This window comes from Nocardia xishanensis NBRC 101358 (genome assembly GCF_001613365.1).
GTDB lineage: Bacteria > Actinomycetota > Actinomycetes > Mycobacteriales > Mycobacteriaceae > Nocardia > Nocardia xishanensis.
In genome coordinates this window covers 1-22,103 of the sequence record NZ_BDCF01000078.1, presented here as the reverse complement: position 1 = coordinate 22,103, position 22,103 = coordinate 1, and the positions used below count along the sequence as shown (strand labels likewise).

Sequence of the window (22,103 nt, the reverse complement as noted above, 5' to 3'; positions counted from 1 at the left end):
CCGGGTCGGCCCTGCGGCGGCGGCACCCGGCGCGTCCGCGCATTGCGGGGGTCGTCGCCGTTCATCACACTGACTTTACTGATAGGGGGCGGCAGGGGGTTCCTCTGAGAATCACCCGGCGACCTGTTTCCGTTACGGCAGCCAGGAAACGTGTCCACGTAAGGCCGTGTAGCCGATGTAGGCGACCGCGTCGATGGTGGCGTGCGCCGTGATCAACGGCCACAGCCGGTTGGTGCGCTGCCAGTAGCGGCCGAAAATCAAGCCCATCAACAGGTTTCCCATACCGCCGCCGAGTCCCTGGTAGAGGTGGTAACTCCCGCGCAGCAGCGCCGACGCGAGCAGCGACGAATTCTCCGTCCAGCCCAGTTGACGCAGCCGTGTGATGAGGTACGCCACAACGAGGATCTCCTCGGCGAACGAGTTCGCGCAGGCGGACAGGATCAGGACGGGCAGCCGCCACCAGTGCTCCTCCAGCGAACTCGGCACGATCGTCACACTGAACCCCATGGCGTGTGCGGCCAGATACAACCCGAGTCCCGGTATGCCGATGATCGCCGCCAGCGCCAGCCCGGGTAGCCCGTCCGCGCGGGACCGGAACCGTCCGAGCCCGATCAGGCGCGGGCCGATCCCGCTGCGCCACAACAGGTACAGGCCCAGCGCCGCCCATCCGGCCAGTCGCAATACTCCGAGCAACTGGAACAGCAGGTCGATCAGCGACTGCTCGGAGCGCGAGGCGTTCAGCGCGATAGTGCGCCCGCCGACGCCGCCCGGCCCCAACGCACTGTCCAGCAGGGACAGCGCGGCGCTTATCCCGCTCAGCCCGAAGGTGACGGTCAACACGACCGCGATCTCGATCCGGATCGCCAGCCGCTCCCGATCCGTCAGCTCGGATTCGCCGGGGGCATCCGACTCAGCACGCATGCCGTCGAATCTAGCCAGCAGCGCGGGCCCGAGCCGGGTGCGGTCAGATTCGGCGCAGGCCGTTGAGGAAGGGGCAGCCCGCCAGGGTGCGTACCGCGCGGCTGAGCGATTCGACGTCGTCGGCCGGTGCGCTGAAGGGGAGGCGGAAGTCGTGGTCGCCGTCGTGGCCCTCGACGCGCAGGGTGACACCGTACCGATCGATGGCGAGCGGGTGCACGGCGCCGGTTTGCAGGCGCGGCGGCAGATGGCGCGCGAGCTGGGCGATGACGTCGGCGTGGTCGGCGTCCATGTGCTGCAACCAGGCCGATTCCAGCGCGCAGAACGGGTCCGGCTCGGCCAGTCGCAGCTTCTCGACGCAGACCGATTCGGCGCCAGTGGAATCGGCCATGACGGCGCTGTTGATCACCAGGCGTAGCAGGGTCGAGCTGTGCCCGACGTCCAGCAGCGCGGGATCCGGGTTGTCCTTGGCGACCTCGCCCGCCAGCAGGCGCTGCGCCTGGGCGGGCACGGCGCGCACGGTGCCGCGCAACCAGACGAGGGCGCGGACCGGCTCGCGCAGCGGCAGCGGCGCATGATCGGTGAGTTCGAGCACGGCCGCCGTTCCGCCGGGGCCGGAGTTGCCGGTGAGCACCTCGGCCGGCGAGCCGGTCGGCACCGCGATCACCACGTCGCCGCACTGCCGCAGGTGATGCAGCGAGGTCGGCGTCGGGTCGATCCCCGGCAGGGCGAGGACCGCCTGCTCGGCGTGGGCGCACGCGCTGCGTACCCGCTCGGCGGTGGTGGGCGCGACGGTCGGATTCGGCATGCGGACCTCCGTGATGATGGCGGCGGCGTTAATTAGGTAAACCTAAGCTAAGTGAGCCGCCCTCGATCTGCAAGCGTTACCGTCCGGCGGATTCCAGAATCTGGGCCCGCTACGGTGATCCTCGTGGGAGATGCGACACCAACGGCAGGTCACGGCGCGAGCGAACCGGTGTTGGTCTCGTTGTCCGCGCCCGCTCGACGCAGCCTGGTCGACGGCTTGATCCGCCCGCCCGGGTCCGTCCCCGACGCGCCGACCCTGGACGCCGACGCTCCCGACGCCGAGATTGCCGACTTTCTCGCCGGTGCCGCACACTCCGAGACCGGCTTCGTCGCGCGTACGGACGACGGGGAACGGGCGCTCGCCGTTGTCGCGGCGACAGCCGCCGCTTTGTGCGGCGAGGACATTCGTACCGCTCTCGCCCGGCCGGACATCGAATTTCTCGTCGGTCTGAAACCGCCTGCGGTCGAGGCGGTTCGCGGTGTTCTGCTCGCGGTGGAGACGGTCGCTCCGGAGAGCGTCGGTGAGGTTCTCGCGGTGCTCGGTCGCTAGGGTCCACCACGCCGAACGGTTGCACACCCCGCTCGATTCAAGCCCTACCTCGGCTCCCACCCAGGCCCAGCCCTCGCACGCGGCGGACGCACGTCGCACGAAGCAGTTTGCTGGCATCGCGGCGCTTGTAATGTCGTAGGGGTGCCGCGCATCGCGTATTTCGGACCGTCCGGGACCTTCACCGAGATGGCCCTCGCCAAGCTCGAATCCTCGGCGGTCTTCGACGGACCCGTCGAACGGGTCGCCGCGCCCAGTCAGGGGGCGGCGTTGGACCTGATTCGGTCCGGTGACGTCGATGGCGCTGTCGTGCCGATCGAGAGTTCGGTAGAGGGCTCGATCTCGGCGACGCTGGATTCGCTGGCCATCGGGCCGCGGTTGCAGATCGTCGCGGAGACCGAGTTGGAGGTCACTTTCACCATCCTCGCGCGACCGGGCACCGAGCTGGCCGAGGTGCGCACGCTGGCCGCCTACCCGGTGGCCGCGGCGCAGGTCCGGATGTGGGTCGCCCGCCGCATGACCGAGGCCGAGATCTACACCTCGGCCTCGAACGCCGCCGCCGCCGAGGATGTCGCCGCCGGGCGCGCCGATGCCGCCGTCTCGACCGCGCTGGCGGGGGAGCGGCTCGGGTTGATCGCCCTTGCCACCGGGGTGGCCGATCACGAGCAGGCGATCACCCGCTTCGTGCTGGTCACCCGGCCCCGCGTCGCGCCGCCTTCGACCGGCGTCGACCGCACCTCGATCGTGTTGGAACTGGCGAACGAGCCCGGCTCGCTGATGCGCGCGTTCGCCGAATTCGCGACGCGCGGCATCGACCTGACCAGGATCGAATCTCGGCCCACCCGAACCGGAATGGGCACTTACCGGTTCTATCTCGACTGCGTCGGGCATATCGATGACACCGCGATCGCCGAGGCGCTCAAGGCGCTGCACCGCACGGCCCGGATCCGTTTCCTCGGTTCCTGGCCCGCGACCTCGGCGACCGGCACGCCGCCGCCGTCCGACGAGGCGGCGGCGGAGTGGCTGACACAGTTACGAAAGGGGGTGGCGGACATATGAACGAGATCGCGGGCAAGCTGATCCTGGTCCGGCACGGGGAGACCGAAGGCAATGTCGCCAAGATTCTCGACACCAAGGTTCCAGGGCTTCCACTGACCGAACGCGGTGCGGCCCAAGCGAAGACGTTCGGATCGAACCTGCTCGCGCCACCGCGCGCGCTGCTCTGCTCGGCCGCCCTGCGCGCCAGGCAGACGGCGGGATACATCGAGGCGGCGACCGGTATCGCCGCCGACGTCCTCGATGACGTGCACGAGGTCCAGGTCGGTGAACTGGAAGGGTTGAACGACCCCGAAGCGCACCGGACCTTCCAGCGCATCTACCGCGCCTGGCACGAGGGTGATCTGTCCACGCGGGTGCCGGGCGGCGAATCCGGTGAAGACGTTCTGGCCCGATTCCTGCCGGTCATCGAGACGCTGCGCGAGTCCTTCCTGCTGCCGGAAGCGGGCGGCGGCGACGTGCTGCTGGTGAACCACGGCGCCGCGATGCGACTGGTGGCACGCACGCTGAGCGGCGTCGCACCACCATTCACCACGAACAACCATCTCGACAACACCGAAACCATCGAGCTGGTCCCGCGCCCCGACGGCGGCTGGGACTGCATCCGCTGGGGCCGCTTCGTCCCACCCTTCGGCTACGAGGTCTCACCGACCGCCGACGACCCGATGGGTTGAGCGCCGCACACGTTTTCGACGCCTGGCAGAGGTCAGGGCCTGCGCGAGGCGTGTGAACGAACTGCGAGCCTCAGGACCGCTTGGTCGTGGCCCGAGGGAAGTCCTGCCGTTCCGGCAGGGAGCTGATCAGGTCCAGCAGCGCGGTGCGCAGTCGCGCCGTGGTGCCGGAGCTGATCGATGACCACTTGGTGCCGTCGTCGGCGACGCTGGCGGTGATCAGGAACCGGCCGCCGCGGGTGTTGAAGATCGCGATGTGGTTGTCCGAGATGTCGCGCGTGCCGTCGCCGTACACAACACCGGAAATCTGCGCGTGCGAATGGATTTCGACCAGTGCCGAGGCCAGCACCTGCACGTCGCGATTCGGGTTGCACACCTTCGCCAACCGGTTGGCCGTCGCCGCGGCATCGCCGGTTTCGCCGAAGATCGGTGCGAGCAACTCGGTCTGGGCGTTCGTGCTCTCCAGCTCGAGCGGCTCCGCCGGTCCGAGCGCCGCGACGATCGGACCGGGAAGATCCTCTTCGACCTCGTCGATCACATAGGACTCCGGCCCGCGGAGGGCGACGACCACCATGTCGTCACCCTTCGCGAGACACATCCGGCTGATCTGTCCCTCGACGACCCACCGCAGCGCGAGGACCCAGTGCGGGCGATACAGCGTCCGCAGCCGATCCTCCAGCTCCTGGTGGACGATGCCGTCGATCAGGAAGTCCCGCTCGGTGAGCGCCTGGGCGGCCACGTCCATCGCGGCGTCGTGGTCGGCCTGGTTGTCGTAGCGTCCCATCGCTTGCAGCACGACGGGAAGCTCATCGATCTCCAGCTTCTCCAGGAGAAACTGCATTTCGTCGAGCGACAACCCGACGCCCCCGAGCATCGACGGACCGCGGCCCGCTCCCAGAATCGTCACTTAGCCGTCCCGGCGGGGTCGGCGCCGATGACGCCATCGGCGGAGAAACGGCCGTCGGTGAAGTGATCGCCACGCAGGTAGTCCGCGCCCTTGTGCACCGACTCGTCGTCCTCGGCGCCGCGCGTGTTCCCGAGCAGCGGGCTGCCCGCCGGGTTGCCGTTGGCCGGACGGACCGGCGCGGCATCGACACGAGCGATGACCTCGGCCACCGGCGTTGCGGCGGGCGCGTTGGTCGGCAGACCCGAGCCCCAGCCTTCCGGCAGCTTCAGCGTCCCGTTGTTCAGGTTGACGGCGGCGCCGGATCCGAAGGTCGCCGACCGGGTGGCCGCGGCGGTCGCCCCGACGCCCGCCATGCCGCCCGCCATCATCGTCACCGGCGCCGCGGGTGCGACGCTCGGCGCGGCCGCGCTGGTGACCGCCGCGATCGCGTTGGCGCCGATGTTGCCGACGGTGCTGACGCCGCCGGTGGCGACGGTGCCCGCCACGTTGGCGACCTGGGTCGCGACGCTGGCCACGGCGGGGTTGTTCACCACCGAGACGGCGGTCGCGATGGCCGACTGCACCGGATCACCCTGGAACGAGGATTCGGCGGCCGCCGGGTCGGCGCTGCCCGCGCCGTTGGCGATCGGCGGCGGGTTGTAGAACTCGCCGGGGGTGGACACGGTCACCGATGTCGCGGCCTCGTAGGTCTCCATGACCAGCGCGGCCCGAATGTCCATCGCGTGCTTGGCGACCTCGGCGGCTTCCAGCGCGCCGGACACCGCTCCCGGCGGGTTCGCCGAGGCCATGACGGCGCCGACGGTGGCGATGATCTCGGGCGGGCTCGGCATCGTCAGCGCGGCGACGGTGTAGGCGGTGGCGTTCGCCGCGGCCTTCGATCCCATGGCGGCGGCCATCACGCCCTGCTGCTCGGCCCAGCCGGTGAACCCGACCAGCCGCGACAGAGCCGCGATGCCGTTCACGCCCTGCATGCCGACGCCGAGCTCGGCCATCACCCGGGTGACGGTCGCGGTCGCGTCCACCCACGCCGCGGTGAGCCCGCCCCACGCGGTGGCGGCGGCCGAGATCGGGATGGCGTGCGCGCCCGCGTGTAGCGCGGCGGAATTCGCTTCGGCCATGCGGGGCAGCCAGAACACCCCGGTGATTCCTGCGGTCATGCTTGTTTCTCCCCTTGTGTCTCGATGCCCGCGATCAGGCGCCGATGGTGCCCGCGACGCCGTGCATCACGCCCGCCTTGACCACGTCCTCGGCGACGTGGGTGGCGAGCTGCATGCGCAAAACGGCTGCGGCATGGTGCAATTCGAGAATGCCCTGGGCGACGGACGTGTCGTGCGTCGCGGCGGCCTTGTTGAAGTGGTGGGCGGCGAGCAGCGACACCTCGTCGGCGCCGGACGGAAGGACGTGCGTCGCCGGACCGGTGACCGCCGCGGCGGCGGCCAGTCGCTCGGCCAGCAGGTCCAGTTCGGCAGCGGCGGCGAGGATGACCTCGGGCGAGATCGAAACGTGGCCAACCATTACTCGACTCCTTCTAGTGGCGGCTATGGGGCGGAACCACGAGAATTCCCCCTACGAGTGATAGGACGCGACAGCCACGCGATCGGTTCCATCGAATCCCCTACTTCTTTGCGATCTTGCCAGCCGCCCGCGCTCCCCTGCGTACCGTGTCCCTCTGGATGACGCGGCTCGCACCGGCGACTTGGTAAAGACTAGCCCCATCCCAGCTGATGCAACCGGTCTTCGTCAATGCCGAAATAGTGTGCGATCTCGTGGATCACGGTGACCGCGACCTGTTCGACCACCTCTTCCTCGTCGGCGCAGATCTCCAGAATCGCGTCGCGATAGATGGTCACCGTGTCGGGCAGCGCGCCGCCGTATTGACTGTCCCGCTCCGTCAACGCGATTCCGTGATAGAGCCCGAGCAAATGCGGGTCTTCCATATTGCGTGCTTCGATCAACACGACGACATTGTCGATGGCGCGCGCTAGTTCGGCCGGAATCAGATCGAGCGCGTCGGAGACCAGTTCCTCGAACCGGTCCTCGGACATGGAGACCGTCATGGGCGCGCGCGACCTACCTGGGTTGCGGCTGCGGCGGCAGCGGAGCAGCGCCCGGCAGCGGCGCGGGCGTGGAGCGACCCGAATTCGGCGGCGGCACAGGGGCTTGGCCGTTGATCAGGATCTCGCCCTTGGCCGTACCGGTGATCGGCGCGAAACCCTCACGGTCGGTGCCCTTGCCGATCATGCAGTCCAGTTTGCGGCTGCCCGCCAGCCAGCTGCGAGCGTCGATGTAGTCGAAGAACAGCGTGAGCGTCTTGTCGCGGATCGCCTGTGGGGAGCCGAGATAGTCGTCGGCCGCCTTGCCGCACTCCTCCTCGACGTACCTGTCCTGCTCCTCCTTGGCGGGCGGGCCGCCGTTGAAGTGGGCGCCGAGATCGACCGTGGCGACGATCTCCACCGCGTGCGCTTGCGCGCAGTCCACCGGATCGGTCGGCAGGTTCTGGTTGATGCCGAGGCAGGTGCCTGACTGGAACACCCTGGATTGGTCGTGTTCGGTCGCGCTGCCCTGCGACGGCAGCGGCGTGCCGGTGCTGCCCGAGAATTGCAGGCCGCAGCGCAGGGTGCGGTCGCCGTTCTTCCAGCCCTCCGGGCTCGGGTACATCAGGCCGACGACGTAGCGCCCGCGCGGATCGAACTTCCCGTTCATGTACTGCTGCACCGAAGGCACGCAGTGCTCTTCCTTGAGCTCGGTGAGCCGCAGCGAATCCGGGAAGCGCGAGCCGGGGCCGAATTCCACGCCCGGGTATCTGCTCATGTCGATGTCGGCGGCGACCTCGAACAGGTGCCGGTTGCCGCAGGACACCTTCACCAGGTCGCTGCGGTCCGGCTTGTTCCAGCTCAGGCAGTCGCCCTTGGCCGCGGTGCCGAACTCCTTGTCCAGCACCGTCTGCGCGGGCGCGCCAGGGTTGTGCGCCTCGAGGCCGGCTTCGTTGTCGAAGCCGGTCACGAAAAGCGTGACCAAGGCCGCGGCGACGGCGCCAGCGGCGACGGCGAGCAGACCCCAGCGCAGCGTCGGCGCCGACAGGTGTAGCCCGCCGCCCTCGGCGAGCGCGCCGCGCGCGGACGCCAGCGATCGAGGGAACGAACCCGAACGCGCCGATGCACCCGTCGGCGACTGCTCGGAGTGCGGAGTCTGGGACACATCATCGGAGGACATCGCGGTCCATCATGGCAGTGTCTGCGCTTCGGTGCCACGACCTGGCCGAATAAGCGCGTTCACCCGCGGAACGCGGACAGGAAGAGTCCGGGCAACCGGGCCGGATTGCGATCGGTGTAGAACTCGGTGAGCTTGCGCCCCGTCACGGCGGCGGTTTCGTTGTCGACGAACCACGGCGGCTTGGGAGAGAGCGCGAGCTCGCCGCCGAGCAGCGAGCGCGGCGCGGGACGGAACGGTCCGCGCACCACCGTGCGCTCCACATCGTCGAGCAGGAAGGCGTTGTGCACCACGCCGATTCCGCTCTGCACGTCGTCGAGGGTGTGGCCGGGGAACGCGCCCCACGACGCGCGCGGCGAAAGGAAGGCGAGGCCGGTCCACGCGTTCACGGCGACGGTGCCGTAGCGCAGGCGCTCGACGGCGCTTTCGAAGGCGATGCCGAGCCTGGCGACGGTCTTGGGATCGGCGAGCACGTTCGCGCCGAGCGTTCCGGCCAGTTCGGCGTTGGCGAAATCCACCGCACCCTGGAGGAATTCGCCGCCGCGACCGGGCAGTTCGACCACGCCGAGCACCGGAGAGAAGTACTCGGTGCGCAACAGCGGCGTGTCGGCCGGCGGCAGACCGTCGATCAGCACCCGGCCCTGTCCGAGGCGTTCCGCGTCCGGGTAGGAAGCCAGCGCGTCGGCGACGCGGGCTTCGCTGCCCGGGTAGTAGGCCGCGCGTTGCGGCGCCAGCTCGAGCGCGGTGCGCAGTTCGTCGAGGAAGCGGTCCTTCTGCGGCCAGTCCGCGCCGAGCACCACCGTCTGCACGGCTACGCAGTTGTAGCCGCCGTTGTGCAGCCGCTGGGTCGCGATGTGCTCGGCCTGGAAGCTCAGGTCGGCGTCGGACCAGTCGCCGGGGACCACGATGGTCGGGGAGACGCCGCCGAGCTCGCTGGTGATCGGCTTGTCCAGCAGCGGCGTGCCCGCCCGCCGGTTCGCCCGGCCCTCGGCGCCGCGCCCCCAGACGATCGCGTCGTGGGTGTTGGCGCTGCCGGTCATGTGCACGTGCGCGACGTCGGGATGACGTACCAGGTAGCCGCCCGCCTCGGCGCCGCCGACCAGGATCCGCAGCACGCCGAGCTCGATGAGCGGCGCGAAGATCATCTCGAACACCGTGAACAGCGGATCGGTGATCGGGTTGAGCTTGAGCGCGACGACGCGGTTGTGCGCGTACAGCTCGTAGAGCGCGTCCAGCGGCGGGATCGAGGTGATGTTGCCCGCGCCGAGCACCGCGCCGACGCCGCCCGTCGCGGCGGGATCGAGCTGACCGAGTCCGGCGCGGCGGCGGGCGGTGTCGGCGTCGACGCCCGGCCGCAGCCAGACCTCGCCCCGGAAACCGCTCAGCAGCAGCCGGTCGTAGGCGTCCGAAGGCAGGATCGGCACGGTGACCCGGTCGCCGAGCGCGGTGCCGAGCCGGACGCCGTCCAGCGGGCTGCGCCCGTCCTCCAGCTTCGCGAGGGTCGCCGAGAGCGCGGCGGTGGCCTGCAAGAGCGTCAGCGGGCCTGACATCCACTCCTCGCCGACCAGCGGCGAGTCCGCGTCGAGGTCCTTGACCGCCCTCGCGGCACGCACCCAGTCACCGGCGAAGCGGCCGGTGCGTTTGTGGATCTCGTCGAGCAGTTCCCTGCGCTTGCGCAGCGGCGTCGCGGCCCATGTCTTCTCGCCCGCGGACAGGTCGGCAAGGGCGTTGTCGATGGTCGTCTCGTCGAAAGTGGTGCCCACAAACCAACTATGCGCGCGTCGCACCCCACGCGGCCCGGAACTGGGCAGATCGGCGCAAACATGTCAGCGGGGCCGGGCACGCGCGCCCGATCCGGCCGCTGGGAGCGGCAGACCGATATCGGGGTGAAACGCCGACGGCCCGCCGACTAGGCTGATAGCCCATGATCGACCTCCGACTCCTGCGGGAAGACCCCGACGCGGTGCGCGCCTCGCAGCGCGCCCGAGGCGAAGACCCCGCCCTCGTCGACGCCCTCCTCGAGGCGGACGCCGCGCGCCGCGCCGCGGTCGCCACCGCCGACAATCTGCGCGCCGAGCACAAGGCGATGGGCAAGCTGGTCGGCAAGGCGTCCAAGGAGGAGCGCCCGACGCTGCTCGCGCAGGCGCAGGAGATGTCGGTGAAGGTCAAGGAGGCCGAGGCGGCCCAGCACGCCGCCGACGCCGATCTGGACGCCGCGCACCGCGCGATCTCGAACGTCGTGCAGGACGGCGCGCCCGCGGGCGGCGAGGACGATTACGTCGTCCTGGAGACGATCGGAACGCCGCGCGAATTCGATTTCGAGCCGAAGGACCACGTGGAGCTCGGCGAGTCGCTCGGCGTGTTCGATATGGAGCGCGGCGCCAAGGTGTCGGGCGCGCGGTTCTACTTCCTCACCGGCTACGGCGCGCTGTTGCAGCTCGGCCTGCTCCAGCTGGCCGCGCAGAAGGCCGTGGCCAACGGCTTCACCATGATGATTCCGCCGGTGCTGGTTCGCCCGGAGATCATGGCGGGCACCGGCTTCCTCGGCCAGCACTCGGCGGAGGTCTACCACCTGGCCGACGACGACCTGTACTTGGTCGGCACCTCCGAGGTGCCGCTGGCCGGCTACCACTCGGGGGAGATCATCGATCTCGGCGAGGGCGCCAAGCGGTACGTGGGCTGGTCGTCGTGCTTCCGCCGCGAGGCGGGCAGCTACGGCAAGGACACTCGCGGCATCATCCGGGTGCACCAGTTCGACAAGGTCGAGATGTTCGTCTACACCACGCCGCAGGAGGCCGACGCCGAGCACCGGCGCCTGCTCGCCTGGGAGCAGGAGATGCTCGCGGCCATCGAGGTGCCTTATCGCATCATCGACGTCGCGGCGGGCGATCTGGGCAGCTCGGCGGCGCGCAAGTTCGACTGCGAGGCCTGGGTGCCGAGTCAGCGCACCTACCGTGAACTCACCTCGACCTCCAACTGCACCACCTTCCAGGCCCGCCGCCTCGCCGTGCGCTACCGGGACGAGAACGGGAAACCGCAGATCGCAGCCACGTTGAACGGCACGCTCGCGACCACTCGCTGGATCGTCGCGCTGCTGGAGAACCATCAGCAGGCCGACGGTTCGGTACGGGTGCCCGAGGCGCTGGTCCCGTTCGTCGGCACCGAGGTGCTGCGACCCGCGGGCTGACCACGGCATTAGCCACTGGTTCGCCATGCCCGGATTCCGGGGATGTGGCAACCAGTGAGATCTGTTGTGTCTAGGCTGTTCCCCGTGCGAGGAATCGGGGCGCGCGGCGATACCCGAACCCGGGTGCGGGCGGCATCGGCGCTGGCGACGGCAATGGTCATGGCTCGGACCACCGGGGCGTTCTACGTCATGGGTGGTGTGCTCGGCCTGGTGATCACGGCCATCGCGCCGGGTGAAGAGGGTAATCGACCACTGGTCGGCACAGCGGCGGCGATCGCGCTGGTGCTGGGTCTGACGCTGCTCGCGTGGGGTCCGCGACTGCCGCATTCCATCCACCACGGCTATGTCGCGATAGCGACCGTGCTGGTGACGATCGCGGTGCACTCGTTCCCGAACACCGTCGGCGGTATCAGCCTCGCCTCGTTCTACGTCTTCGTCGCCTGCGACGCGGCGCTGTTCTTCCGCTGGCCGCAGGCCATGGCGCACATCGCCTTCGCCATGGCGCTGTGCCTGTGGGCGTTGCCCGCGCGCGACCTGCCCTGGTGGTCGGGTCTGATCCCGGCGGGCGTGACGTTCGGCGTCGGCGTCGTCGTCGGCATCCTGACCAGGATGGCCTCGGAAGCCGATATCGACGTGCTCACCGGCTTGTTGAATCGCCGCGGCTTCGACCGCGCGCTGAACAACGCGATCGCGCAGGCCACCCGCAACGGCCATGGACTATCGCTGGTGCTGGTCGATCTCGACCGCTTCCAGAAGATCAACGATCACCTCGGCCACCGCGCCGGCGACGCGGTACTGCAACGCGTGGCCGACACCTGGTCCAAGCTGCTCGCCCCCGAGCAGCGGCTGGCCCGCTACGGCGGCGACGCCTTCGCCCTGCTGCTGCCGAACACCACCGAACAGGCCGCGATCCTGCTCACCGAGCAGCTGCGGGCGGCCGTCACCACCGGTTGTTCGGCGGGCGTCACCTCGTGGCAGCCCGGCGAGTCCGGCTCGCTGCTGGTGAGCCGCGCCGATGTCGGCCTGTATCGCGCGAAGCAGGCGGGCCGCAATCGGACGGTGCTCGAGTCCTCCCGGCAGCTGCCGTTGGCCGTCGAACTGCGCGAGGCCATCGATAGCGGCGCGCTGGACGTGCACTATCAGCCGATCGTCAGCCTGAGCGAGGGCGGCGGCAAGGCGGTCGGCGTCGAGGCGCTGCTGCGCTGGTCGTCGAGCGCGCAGCCGGATGTCACCACCGAGGGACTCATCCGGGTCGCGGAGGAATACGACCTCATCGCCGATCTCGACGAGCTCGTGCTGCGCCGCGCCTGCGCCGACGCGGCCCGGTTGCAGGAGACCTTCGCGCAGCTCGACCTGACGCTCAACGTCAATGTCAGCGGTCTCGAGCTGGCCGAATCCGGTTACGCCGACCGGGTTTCCGACATTCTCGCGAGCACCGGGTGGCCCGCCGACCAGCTGGTCCTCGAGGTCACCGAGAGCGAGCTGGCCGCCGAATCGCAGACCGCCATCGCGAATCTGCACACGCTCCGCGACCGTGGCGTGCGCATCGCCATCGACGACTTCGGCACCGGCTACTCCTCGCTCAGCCGCTTGGCCACCCTGCCGAGCGACATCTTGAAGGTCGACCAGTCCTTCGTGGCGGCCATCCGTTCGGACTCGCCCGCGCCGCCGCTGCTGGGCGTGATCGCCGCCCTCAGCAGCGCGCTCGACCTGCAAGTCATCGCGGAGGGCGTGGAGACCGAGTACCAGGCTGCGGTGCTGACCGAACTCGGTTTCGCGCTCGCCCAGGGCTACCACTACAGCGATTCGCATCCGGTATCGGACCTGATCAACGACCTGAACGAGGGGCAGGGCCGGATCGGGGCCGGGTTGTCCGACCGGGAGATCGACGACGACTCGATGCCCGCGGCCAACGGCTGGCTGCCGCTCGGTTGAGTCGCCCGCGGGCGCGGAAAATCGCTTGACGAGGCCACGGCCGTGCGTCGAAGCTGAAGGACATGCGCTTGATCATCAACGGTTATTGAGCTTCCCGCGCACCCTCCACGCGACGGGGTCGTGATCACGGCGTCCGTGGTCTCACCGTGCGCGCGGTGCTGTTCCGGGGCTCGCGCGATCTCATCCCGCTCTACGCGCTGTACGCGCTGCTGTTCGCCGAACACGGCCTGAACACCGCGCAGATCTCCTCGCTGCTCGCCCTGTGGTCGGTGACCGCGTTCGTGCTCGAGGTGCCATCGGGCGCCTGGGCCGACACGGTGTCCCGGCGCAACCTGCTCGTCCTCAGCGGCGCGCTGGTGTTGGCGGCCTTCACCCTGTGGACCGTCGCGCCGTCCTATCTCGGATTCGCGACCGGCTTCGTGCTGTGGGGCGTGTCGAGCGCCCTGGAGTCGGGCACCTTCGAGGCGCTGGTCTACGACGACTTGGTCGCCAGGGGCGAACCCGCCGTGTATCCGCGCATCATGGGCTATGCCCGCGCTGCCGCGGAGGGCGCCGTGGTCGTGGCGATCCTCGCCGCGACACCGCTGTACGCCTGGGGCGGGTACGCCCTGGTCGGCTGGTCCAGCGTGGCGATCGCGGCGGTGCACGTGCTCGTCGCGTTGTCGCTGCCGAGCGCGCCGAAGGCGGCGTCGGTCGACGACCTGACCGACGACGTGCCCGACGCCGTCGCGACGGTGCCGGGTCACCCTGTGGTGCCCGGCGACGCACGGGCTCAGGCGGCGGCGGCCGACCGATCCGGCGTGCTCGCCCGGTACCTGACGATGTTGCGCACCGGCGTCGGCGAGGCGATTCGGGTGCGCCGGGTGCGCAACGGCGTGCTGCTCGGCGCGCTGCTTTTCGGCATCACCGCCTACGACGAGTACTTCGCGCTGCTCGCGCAGTCGGCGGGCGCGCCAACCGTGGTGGTGCCGCTGCTCGTCGGTCTCACCGTCGTCGGCTCGCTCACCGGTTCGCTGCTCGCGGGTCGCACGGCGCGGCTGTCCGCCCGCGTTATCGCGGCCGGAGTCGCCGTTGGTGGCGTGCTGTTCATCGGCGGCGCGCTGATCGCTGGTCTGGCCACCGATCGCCCGGACGCGGTATATCTGCTCACCGGCGTCGGTTTCACGGCGATCGGCATCGGCTACGGTCTCGTGCTCAATGCCGAAGTGGTCGCCGAATCCCGGTTGCAAGACGCGATCGAGGGCCCGGCCCGCGCGACGGTCACCTCGGTGTCCGGCCTGCTGTCGGAGGTGGTGTCGCTGGTGATCTTCGGATTCGTCGCGCTGGCGACGGTCTGGCTCTCGATGGCCGCGACCCTGGCGCTGCTCGGCGTGGTCATGCTCGCGATCGCCGCGCTGACCCCGGCGTGGTTGCCGCCGCGGCTGGTACGGGCGGAGGTGGCGGAACAGGCGTGAGCGCCTGCCCCGCGACCGCGCAAACGGCGCGGTTCGACGTTCGGGGCGGAAAGGCATGCGCTCGTCGGTCTTTCGGGGCCGCACCGGCAGCCGATCGACCCGCGGGTACGGTGCGGAAATGACCGGGCGGACGAGGCTGGGGTTGCTGTGCGGGTTCTGCATCGGCGCGGGTGTGGCGGTGCAGGCCCGGGTCAACGGTGCGCTCGGTGTCCGGTTGCAGGACGGCATCGCCGCCGCCACGGTGAGTTTCGGGACCGGATTATTCCTGCTCGTGATCGCGTTCGCGCTCAGCGGGCGACTGCGCGGCGGACTCGGCGCGGTGCGCCGGGCGCTCGGTGACGGGACGCTGCATCGGTGGCAACTGCTCGGCGGGTTGTTCGGCGCGTTCTTCGTCGCTTGCCAGGGCCTGACCGTCGCGGCGATCGGCGTCACCGCTTTCACGGTCGCCGTCGTCGCAGGTCAGCTGTCCAGCAGCCTGGTCGTCGACCGGCTCGGGCTGGCACCGAGCGGCTCGACTCCGATCACCGCGCTGCGGGTCGGCGGCGCGGCGCTCGCCGTCGGCGCGGTCTTTCTAGCCGTCGCGGGCCGCTCCGGCGCCGCACCGGGCGCGCTCGCGCTTCCCGAATCGCTGCGCGCGGTCCCGTCCGCGCTGCTCATCGCGCTGCCCGCGCTGGCGGGCATCGGCCTGGCCTGGCAGCAGGCGGTGAACGGACGTGTCGGCGAGGTCGGCGGATCGTTCTCGGCCGCGCTGGTGAACTTCGCGGTCGGACTCGTCGCCCTGGTGTCGATCGAAGCCGCCCTGCTGACCAGCTCGGGCGGCCTCGGCGAATTCCCCGCCGAACCCTGGCTCTATCTCGGCGGCGCGATCGGCGTCACGTTCATCGCCCTCGCCGCGCTCACCGTCCGCTGGATCGGAGTTCTGCTGCTCGGCCTCACCTCCGTCGCGGGCCAGCTCGCCACTGCCATCGCCCTGGACTTGCTCATCCCGACCGGCCCGGCCCTGTCCCCGTGGTCGGTGCTGGGCTGCCTGCTCACCTTTGTGGCAGTCGGGCTGGCCGCCAAGCAGCGCTCCGGCACCACATCCACGTCAGCCGATTCCCGGTCTGGGCACCGTTGACCGGTCGCGCGCTATCCAGGGCCTGCTTCCGGGGCCGGGCTTCCCGGTATGCTCCGGCGGCACGGGCTGCCAGCGCGGGCCGTGACCCAGGGCGCCTTGGCTGCGCCACTCGGTGCTCTCGGTGACGCGCAGGCGTGATGCACCTCCCGGCGCTTCTCCGGACGGATGACCACTGCGTTTTCGCGATCGCTTGTTGCGCGCGTTGTCCGGTCTCACTTGCGCTCCACCTCGGGTGATTCCGGTGACGCGCACCGCGGCCCCGATCCTTCCGGTGCAGTGGCGTGCGCAGCCGCCGGACGACGGGCTGTTCGGACTTGGCGTGGGCGCCGCCGTTCACCAGGAATCGACCAGCTCTTCGCAACACCTCGAATACTCTTCCGGCGATTCCGATTTCGAATAACCGCAGATGTGGGAGGGTGCGGCCCATGCTGATCGAATACGGGGTGTGGGTGACGCGGTTGGCGCTCGCCGTGGTGTTCGGGTTGTCGGCCTGGGGGAAACTGGCCGATCGCGCGGGGACGCGGCAGGCGGTGGGGGACTTCGAAGTGCCGGTGCGGTGGGTGCCGGCGGTGGCGTTGGGGCTGCCGGTCGTCGAGGCGGTGCTCGCGGTGAGCGTGCTGTTGCCGTGGACCGTGGCGGCCGCGGCGATCGGCGCGTTGCTGCTGCTGACGGTCTTCACCGCGGTGATGGTCCGGCTGATGCGGAGCGGGAAGCGTCCGGCGTGCTCGTGTTTCGGGGCGGCCACCGCGACGCCGATCGGTGCGCGCAGCATCGTGCGCAACGGCGTGCTGATGCTGCTCGCGGCAGTGGTCCTGTGGGGTGCGTTCGCCCGTCCCTTGGTTCCCGCCGGATTGCCCGCTGACACCGCCACCGGGCTCGCATTCTTCGCGGTGGTGTGCGGTGTGCTGACGTGGCTGGCAGGTCAGGTCGGCGCGCTACGTCGCAGGCTGGACGAGCAGGCCTTGTCGACACTCGGCGCCGAGGGCTTGCCGGTCGGTTCGGTGGCGCCGGAGTTCGAGTTGCTCGACGTAGCGGGCGATCGGACGAGCCTGGCCGACCTGCTCGCTGCGGGCCGGGCCGTGCTGCTGGTGTTCGTGCATCCGGGTTGCGAGTTGTGCGCCGCGCTGGCCCGCGAGCTGCCACGATGGCGGACGCGCACCGACTTGACCATGGTGGTCGTCGGGAACGGAGACGCCGTGGAACAGGCCGCGTGGGGCGTGGAACAGGGGCTCGGCGACGACATCCCCGCGCTGGTGCAGCAGGGCAACGAGGCGGCGCTGCGCTACCGCGTCCGCGGGACACCGTCGGCCGTGCTGATCGACGCCGACGGTCGGGTCGCCGCGCCGGTCGCGCGGGGCGCTATCGCGACCCGCGAGCTGATTCTCGCCAGGAAATCCGTCCGGACTCAGCTTTCCTCTCGAAGCAACGGTCATCACGCCGCCGCGCACGGCCCGCGCTGACCGGTCGGCCTGGTTTCCTGCGACAGAAACCAACCTGTGGTTCAAAACGATTGGTGCGCAGAGCATTTCATGACACAGTTGCTAACTGATAGCTAGGATCGAGACGCATCGATGCAGAAACCGCGCGCGACCCATCCACCACTTCAGTAGGGGAGATGTCATGGCGGACTTCGCATTCACCGATTACTCCGGCAAGGAATTCATCATCCGGCTGACCAACGAGCAGCGCATCGAGGAAGCTCGCCGGATCCTGTCCGGTGAGGAACAGATGTCGATCCACGTCATGGGCCGGATCAGGAAGACCCCGGTCGACTACAACCCGGGCTGGAGCTTCCACCTCGATCCCGACACGATCACCTTCTTCACCATGGCGATCGAGGTCTGCGACTCGTCCATCAACTACGTCGAAGACCACCTCGACGAAGCGTGCGGCGCCTTCCTGCCCGGTTGTTTCTGGTGTCCTTGGTCGTCCAAGCTCACCAGGGAAATCCGCTGATCGGCGGACCCGCTGCGTGAGACCCCGGCCGGGTGCGCCGGCCGGGGTCCATCGAGCTCAGAGCTGACGCGACCGCAGCTCGTGTCGCCCGCGACTACCACGCTGACGCTCAGGCATCCTCGTCGCCGGGCGCGTAGACGTAATAGAAACCAGGACCTCGCCGGTTCTCTCGCGATGGGCGAAGCAATCCTTCTTGCTCGAGTCTCTTGAGGACGGACCCGACGTTGGTCGCGTGGGCGTCGACCATGCTGGCTAGTTCGGTCGTGCTGATTCGCCCTCGCTCGGATGCGTAGCTGAGGGCGATTTCTCGCCGATCAGGCCACTTCCGAGACCACCCATATGTAGCGTCGCACTCGGCCAGCAGGTCCCGGGCGCGCGAACTGGGTGCATACGCTCTGTCCGCACCCACGGGAGTGCCCGCGACGTCGGCGATCACCGCACTCCCATGCAGCCGCTGATCGGCGAGTGTGTTGAGCGCATCTCTGGTTTCCAGTGGCGAGAGCTGGATGACGCGCCCGGCCGTGGCGTCATCGATCCACCCGTGACGCACCATGTGATCGATCATCATGAGCAGTCGCAGATCATCACGCACCGCGCTGTTGTCGAACTCGTTCAGCCACGTCATCCACGATTCATCGATGATGTTGCCGACCAGGCTGGTAACCACGCTAGGGCCGCTGATCTGGCGAATTTCGGGAGCGGGCTGCCCGCGTCGCAGCATGTCGCCGACCATCCGATCGACCCCGACGCCCTCGCGTTCAGCGATCTTCAGCGCCGCGAGCAGCTCTGTGAGCGCTGTGTTCCGTGACTTCGATGGATGCGTGATTATGTTGCTCTCGTTGACTCCCGCGAAGAAGCCGCCAGGGCTGGTTACTCGCAGCGTGCGACCGATATGCTCGACCACCGTCGGGTCGTCGGTGTTCCAGTCACGGTGGGCGAGTCCGTTCACTATCGCTTCTCGGAGTGCGCGTTCCGGCAGCTCGCGGACCTGCCCGGTGGCCAGGCCCTTGCTGATGTGCCGGATGGGGTTGTTGGCCCGGGCGACGACGAACACCTCGGCGAGCTGCTCGATGACCGAACGGTCGGCGCGCCGGACCCTTTCGGTGCTGTCACCGCCCGCCGACATGCGGCGCATGTAGTCCAGTGCGGGGGACGGTCGGCCGATGAACAGCAGTTTCGCGGCGTTCGTCAGATAACCTCCGCCGGTGACGGCGTTGAGGCGACGCAGAAGCTCCGGTGTCGGCGCGGCCGCGAGATCCTGCGCGGACGGGTCATTCGATTCACGGAGGAAGTCACGTGCGATGTCGATGGCCGCCTCGCGAACCTTGGCGCCCAGTGTATCGCTGGCCTGCCCTGACCAGTCGTAGTTCACGCGTCGCAGCCGTCGCTCGTGCCAGCTGGTCGGATCGATTTCGACGCAGTTGTCGGCTACCCGCCACTTGATCTTGCCCTTGTACCGAATGGGCTCGATCGCCTCAGGGATCACCAGAACCAGAAGCCGGACGCCACGGACAAGCACAGGGCGCGCATCGATCGTCAGCTGGTTGCCGGTCAGCTGGTAGATCCGGTGGCGTAGCCACTGCGAATCGAGGTCGGTTCCAGTGAGTGATTCGTCATCGGCGACACCCACTATCAGTGCGCCGCCCCCGTCGGAGTTGGCCATACACGCGGCCTCAGGGGCAAGGGCGGTCGCGGCAGCCTCCTGGTCACCGGTCCCTTGGACAGTGCCGCCATGTCTGTCGCGTCGACCGGCGTCTTCCTTGAAGTCGACTTGCTGCGTCTCACCGACTCGGTCGCCCGATTCCAGGCAGCGAAGAACTCGGTCGATCTCGTCGCGAAGCTGATCGCGCCCGAAATCTGTGGTCATGGCCCCTCCCCTCGCGGCATCCATAATTTATAGAAGCATAAATTATGGATGCCCTCTACTGGGGTGGGATGGCATAAATTAAATCTGCTCAGACAGTGAGGGGCAGCGAGAGCGTCAGAGCTGACGCGACCGCAGCTCGTGTCCCTTCGAGGTCTTGCACCGGCCCGACTCCAGGTCCCACTGCCAGCCGTGCAGGTTGCAGGTGAGGGTGTTGCCCTCCACCACGCCGAACTTGGAGAGATCGGCCTTCAGGTGCGGGCACCTGCGCTGCACCTCCCAGCCGGCGATCTCGGTCGAGGACGAATCGTCGTGCGCCTCGGAGAACCAGCCGTCGGCGTAGGCGATGCGCTCGTCGGTGAGGCACTTGAAGAACGTGTAGAGGAATTCGTTGTAGCCGCCGATTCGCCAGGTCTCGAACCGGGTGGACAGGAAAATGGTGTTCACCCAGTCGGGCTCGTTGTCGCGCAGCACGGTCTGCACGAGTTCCGGCGCGATGCGGAACCCGTAGCGGTACTTGCCCTCACCCTCGATGGGCGCGCGCACCGTCCGCTTCGGGAAGTCGAGCACCACCGTCTCCTCGCCGAGCACCAGGCCGACGGGGTAGCCGATGCCGTCGCAGATCAGATCGCTCTGCGCCATGATCGGCTCGAACAGCTTGCGCAGCGGCTCGAGCAGCGGGCCGTCGCCCTTGGCCCATGTGGCTTTCTCGGCCTCGATCACCGGGGCGAACCGCTCGGCCATCCGCTCGATGTACCCGGCCTTGTCGGCGTAGATCTCGTCCGGATCGAACGGGTGCGTCAGCGACAGTTCCTTGCCGCGCACGTCGGCGACCGAACCGGGGATCATCAGGATCCCGCCCTCGTTGCCGTGAATCCGCATCTGCTCCAGGAACACCATCTGGTCGGGGAAGATGTTGCCCTCGTCGCCGCGGTCGTCGTTGAGGTAACGAAGATCGGGGTCGAGGAACACCGGCGGGCCGGCCGACGGCACGACCCAGGTCGCGCCGACCTGCTCGATGTAGCTGCGCGCCCGGTCCATGCCCCGCTGACGCTTCTGCTTGCCGAAGTTGGCCTTGGTGCGGGCCGGGATGTCGTAGACCATCGGGTACCAGATGGCGCCGGAGTACTGGAGCAGATGGATGTCCACGTGGCCGAACGCCTCGTGCAGCACGTCCATATCCACCGGGCGGGCGTCGTTCATGTTGAAACAGACGGTCTCACCGTCGGATACCACCAGGCCCGAGTCGCCGATCGGCCCGTCGGCGGGCGCGCGCAGGGCGATGATCATGATGTCCAGCTCGCCGCCCGGACCGGTCACGGTGTGCTTGACCGAGTCCTCGGTCTCGACGAACTTGTGGAAGCCGAGCTTCTCCAGCTCGCGGCGCAGATCCGGCACCGGGTAGTCCGGCAGCAGCACCGTGGCGTCCTTGTTCACGTGCTTCGCCAGGTGCTCCGCGTCGAAGTGGTCGCGGTGCAGGTGCGAGACGTAGAGGAAATCGCAATTGCCCAGCTCGTCCCAGTCCAGCCGGGTGTTGTCGGGGAACGGGACCCAGGAGGCGAAGTACGCGGGGTTGACCCACGGATCGCAAAGGATCGATCCGGCCGCGGTTCGGATGTGGAATCCGGCGTGTCCGACGCTGGTGATCTGCACGAGCTGTTCCTCCTACGCGTACCTCCGCCTGCGCTCCGGCGGTGCGCTGAGCGATGGACGGACTTCGTCCGGCGGCACCATCGGGCGCACCTTCTGCCACGCCGCGCCGGATGGGCGTTATCAGGCAACCAGGTTAGTAGCTGCGTTCACATGACGATGCTCACGGTGCCCGCTACGGCGAGACGTCGCCGATGCAGTACCCCTCGTTGCTCTCGGTCAGCGTGAACGTGCGGACCTGACTGACGCCGGAGGAGTTGGTGACCGGCACCTCCACGGTGATGTAGCCGTCGCCGATCCGATCGGAGCTGATCTCCTGACCCGCGAAGTCGGTCGTGCCGGTCAGCTTGCCTGGGTTGTCGGCGAGCGGCGGCGGGGTCGGGCGTCCGGTGCCCTTCGGGTCCCACTCGGCCGGGCCGGCCTTGCAGATCAGCGGGTAGTCGCCTTCCTTGTCGGCCGGGTCGAGCGGTTCGCCGACGAAGCGGGCCAAGTAGCGGCGCACGGTGTGGCGGGCGTCGGCGTCGTTGTAGCCGACCTCCGTACCGGCGGGGAACACGCGCGGACAGGCGTAACCGGTCGCGATCGCGTCGCGCTCGACGGTGACGGTCGCGCCGCGGCTCTTCCAGGTGACGGTGCTCGTGGTAGCGGTGCCGGGCTGGGCGATGGCGGCGAGGATGGTCTGCTTGTCCTCGTACATGTCGGCGACATTGCCGGGAGCCATGGTCCAGCACTTGTCTTGTAGTTCGGCGATGGTGTCCGCCTTCAGGTCGGCGGCCCAGCGCCGCAGCGCGGTAGCGGCCTCCGGCACGCCGGGCACCGCGCCG

Annotated in this window: 20 protein-coding genes; 9 read left to right on the top strand and 11 right to left on the bottom strand. The window is 68.9% G+C overall.

What is annotated here, in order from left to right:
- Positions 1-132 precede the first annotated feature (132 nt).
- Positions 133-921, bottom strand: coding sequence for a CPBP family intramembrane glutamic endopeptidase (locus NX1_RS33365; protein WP_068068642.1), 789 nt, complete (start codon positions 919-921; stop codon positions 133-135).
- A gap of 43 nt (positions 922-964) precedes the next feature.
- Positions 965-1,726, bottom strand: a complete 762-nt coding sequence (locus NX1_RS33360; RefSeq protein WP_068068639.1) for a DUF2470 domain-containing protein — start codon at positions 1,724-1,726, stop codon at positions 965-967.
- Positions 1,727-1,849: 123 nt separating this feature from the next.
- Between NX1_RS33360 and NX1_RS33355 the strand changes: the two genes are divergently transcribed.
- From NX1_RS33355 to NX1_RS33345, 3 genes are all read left to right on the top strand, one after another.
- A complete protein-coding gene (locus NX1_RS33355; protein ID WP_068068657.1) occupies positions 1,850-2,275 on the top strand; it encodes a hypothetical protein in 426 nt (141 codons plus the stop codon).
- Between the two features lie 141 nt (positions 2,276-2,416).
- Complete coding sequence (gene pheA / locus NX1_RS33350) at positions 2,417-3,331, top strand: prephenate dehydratase (RefSeq protein ID WP_068068636.1); 915 nt, start codon at positions 2,417-2,419, stop codon at positions 3,329-3,331.
- A 5-nt stretch (positions 3,332-3,336) separates the two neighbouring features.
- Complete coding sequence (locus NX1_RS33345) at positions 3,337-4,002, top strand: histidine phosphatase family protein (protein WP_068068654.1); 666 nt, start codon at positions 3,337-3,339, stop codon at positions 4,000-4,002.
- A gap of 70 nt (positions 4,003-4,072) precedes the next feature.
- Here the strand turns inward: NX1_RS33345 and NX1_RS33340 are convergent, their stop codons facing one another.
- From NX1_RS33340 to NX1_RS33315, 6 genes are all read right to left on the bottom strand, one after another.
- Positions 4,073-4,906: an ESX secretion-associated protein EspG gene (locus NX1_RS33340; RefSeq protein ID WP_068068634.1), complete on the bottom strand. Its 834-nt coding sequence runs from the start codon at positions 4,904-4,906 to the stop codon at positions 4,073-4,075.
- On the bottom strand, positions 4,903-6,063 hold the full coding sequence (locus NX1_RS33335) for a PPE domain-containing protein (RefSeq protein WP_068068631.1): 1,161 nt from the start codon (positions 6,061-6,063) through the stop codon (positions 4,903-4,905). Before NX1_RS33335 ends, NX1_RS33340 begins: the two co-directional genes overlap by 4 nt.
- Before the next feature lie 34 nt (positions 6,064-6,097).
- Positions 6,098-6,421, bottom strand: a complete 324-nt coding sequence (locus NX1_RS33330) for a PE family protein (RefSeq protein WP_068068629.1) — start codon at positions 6,419-6,421, stop codon at positions 6,098-6,100.
- A gap of 191 nt (positions 6,422-6,612) precedes the next feature.
- Positions 6,613-6,963 (bottom strand): metallopeptidase family protein, encoded by a 351-nt coding sequence (locus NX1_RS33325; RefSeq protein WP_068068626.1) that lies wholly within the window; start codon positions 6,961-6,963, stop codon positions 6,613-6,615.
- A gap of 13 nt (positions 6,964-6,976) precedes the next feature.
- A complete protein-coding gene (locus NX1_RS33320) occupies positions 6,977-8,119 on the bottom strand; it encodes a septum formation family protein (RefSeq protein WP_084501956.1) in 1,143 nt (380 codons plus the stop codon).
- Positions 8,120-8,178: 59 nt separating this feature from the next.
- Positions 8,179-9,879, bottom strand: coding sequence for an aldehyde dehydrogenase family protein (locus NX1_RS33315; RefSeq protein ID WP_068068623.1), 1,701 nt, complete (start codon positions 9,877-9,879; stop codon positions 8,179-8,181).
- A 161-nt stretch (positions 9,880-10,040) separates the two neighbouring features.
- On the opposite strand from NX1_RS33315, the gene serS reads away from it, so the two are divergent.
- The 6 genes from serS to NX1_RS33285 all read left to right on the top strand — a co-directional run bounded on the left by serS (position 10,041) and on the right by NX1_RS33285 (position 17,765).
- Entirely contained in the window at positions 10,041-11,303 is a 1,263-nt protein-coding gene (serS, locus tag NX1_RS33310) for a serine--tRNA ligase (protein WP_068068620.1), read from the top strand.
- Positions 11,304-11,387: 84 nt separating this feature from the next.
- On the top strand, positions 11,388-13,238 hold the full coding sequence (locus tag NX1_RS33305; RefSeq protein WP_245668860.1) for a putative bifunctional diguanylate cyclase/phosphodiesterase: 1,851 nt from the start codon (positions 11,388-11,390) through the stop codon (positions 13,236-13,238).
- Positions 13,239-13,393: 155 nt separating this feature from the next.
- Positions 13,394-14,692: an MFS transporter gene (locus tag NX1_RS33300; protein ID WP_068068648.1), complete on the top strand. Its 1,299-nt coding sequence runs from the start codon at positions 13,394-13,396 to the stop codon at positions 14,690-14,692.
- 118 nt (positions 14,693-14,810) lie between these two features.
- Entirely contained in the window at positions 14,811-15,809 is a 999-nt protein-coding gene (locus tag NX1_RS33295) for a DMT family transporter (RefSeq protein ID WP_068068645.1), read from the top strand.
- A gap of 425 nt (positions 15,810-16,234) precedes the next feature.
- A complete protein-coding gene (locus NX1_RS33290) occupies positions 16,235-17,269 on the top strand; it encodes a TlpA family protein disulfide reductase (RefSeq protein WP_068068614.1) in 1,035 nt (344 codons plus the stop codon).
- A gap of 160 nt (positions 17,270-17,429) precedes the next feature.
- Positions 17,430-17,765 carry a BP74-related protein gene (locus NX1_RS33285; protein WP_068068611.1) on the top strand — a complete coding sequence of 112 codons (336 nt, stop codon included), beginning with the start codon at positions 17,430-17,432 and terminating at the stop codon, positions 17,763-17,765.
- A 109-nt stretch (positions 17,766-17,874) separates the two neighbouring features.
- Here NX1_RS33285 and NX1_RS33280 read toward each other — a convergent pair whose 3' ends face one another.
- From NX1_RS33280 to NX1_RS37115, 3 genes are all read right to left on the bottom strand, one after another.
- Positions 17,875-19,632, bottom strand: coding sequence for an RNA-binding domain-containing protein (locus tag NX1_RS33280; RefSeq protein ID WP_169812330.1), 1,758 nt, complete (start codon positions 19,630-19,632; stop codon positions 17,875-17,877).
- A 114-nt stretch (positions 19,633-19,746) separates the two neighbouring features.
- Positions 19,747-21,282, bottom strand: coding sequence for a Rieske 2Fe-2S domain-containing protein (locus NX1_RS33275; RefSeq protein ID WP_068068605.1), 1,536 nt, complete (start codon positions 21,280-21,282; stop codon positions 19,747-19,749).
- A 172-nt stretch (positions 21,283-21,454) separates the two neighbouring features.
- On the bottom strand, positions 21,455-22,103 hold a 649-nt coding region (locus NX1_RS37115; RefSeq protein WP_068068601.1), incomplete at its 5' end, for a hypothetical protein.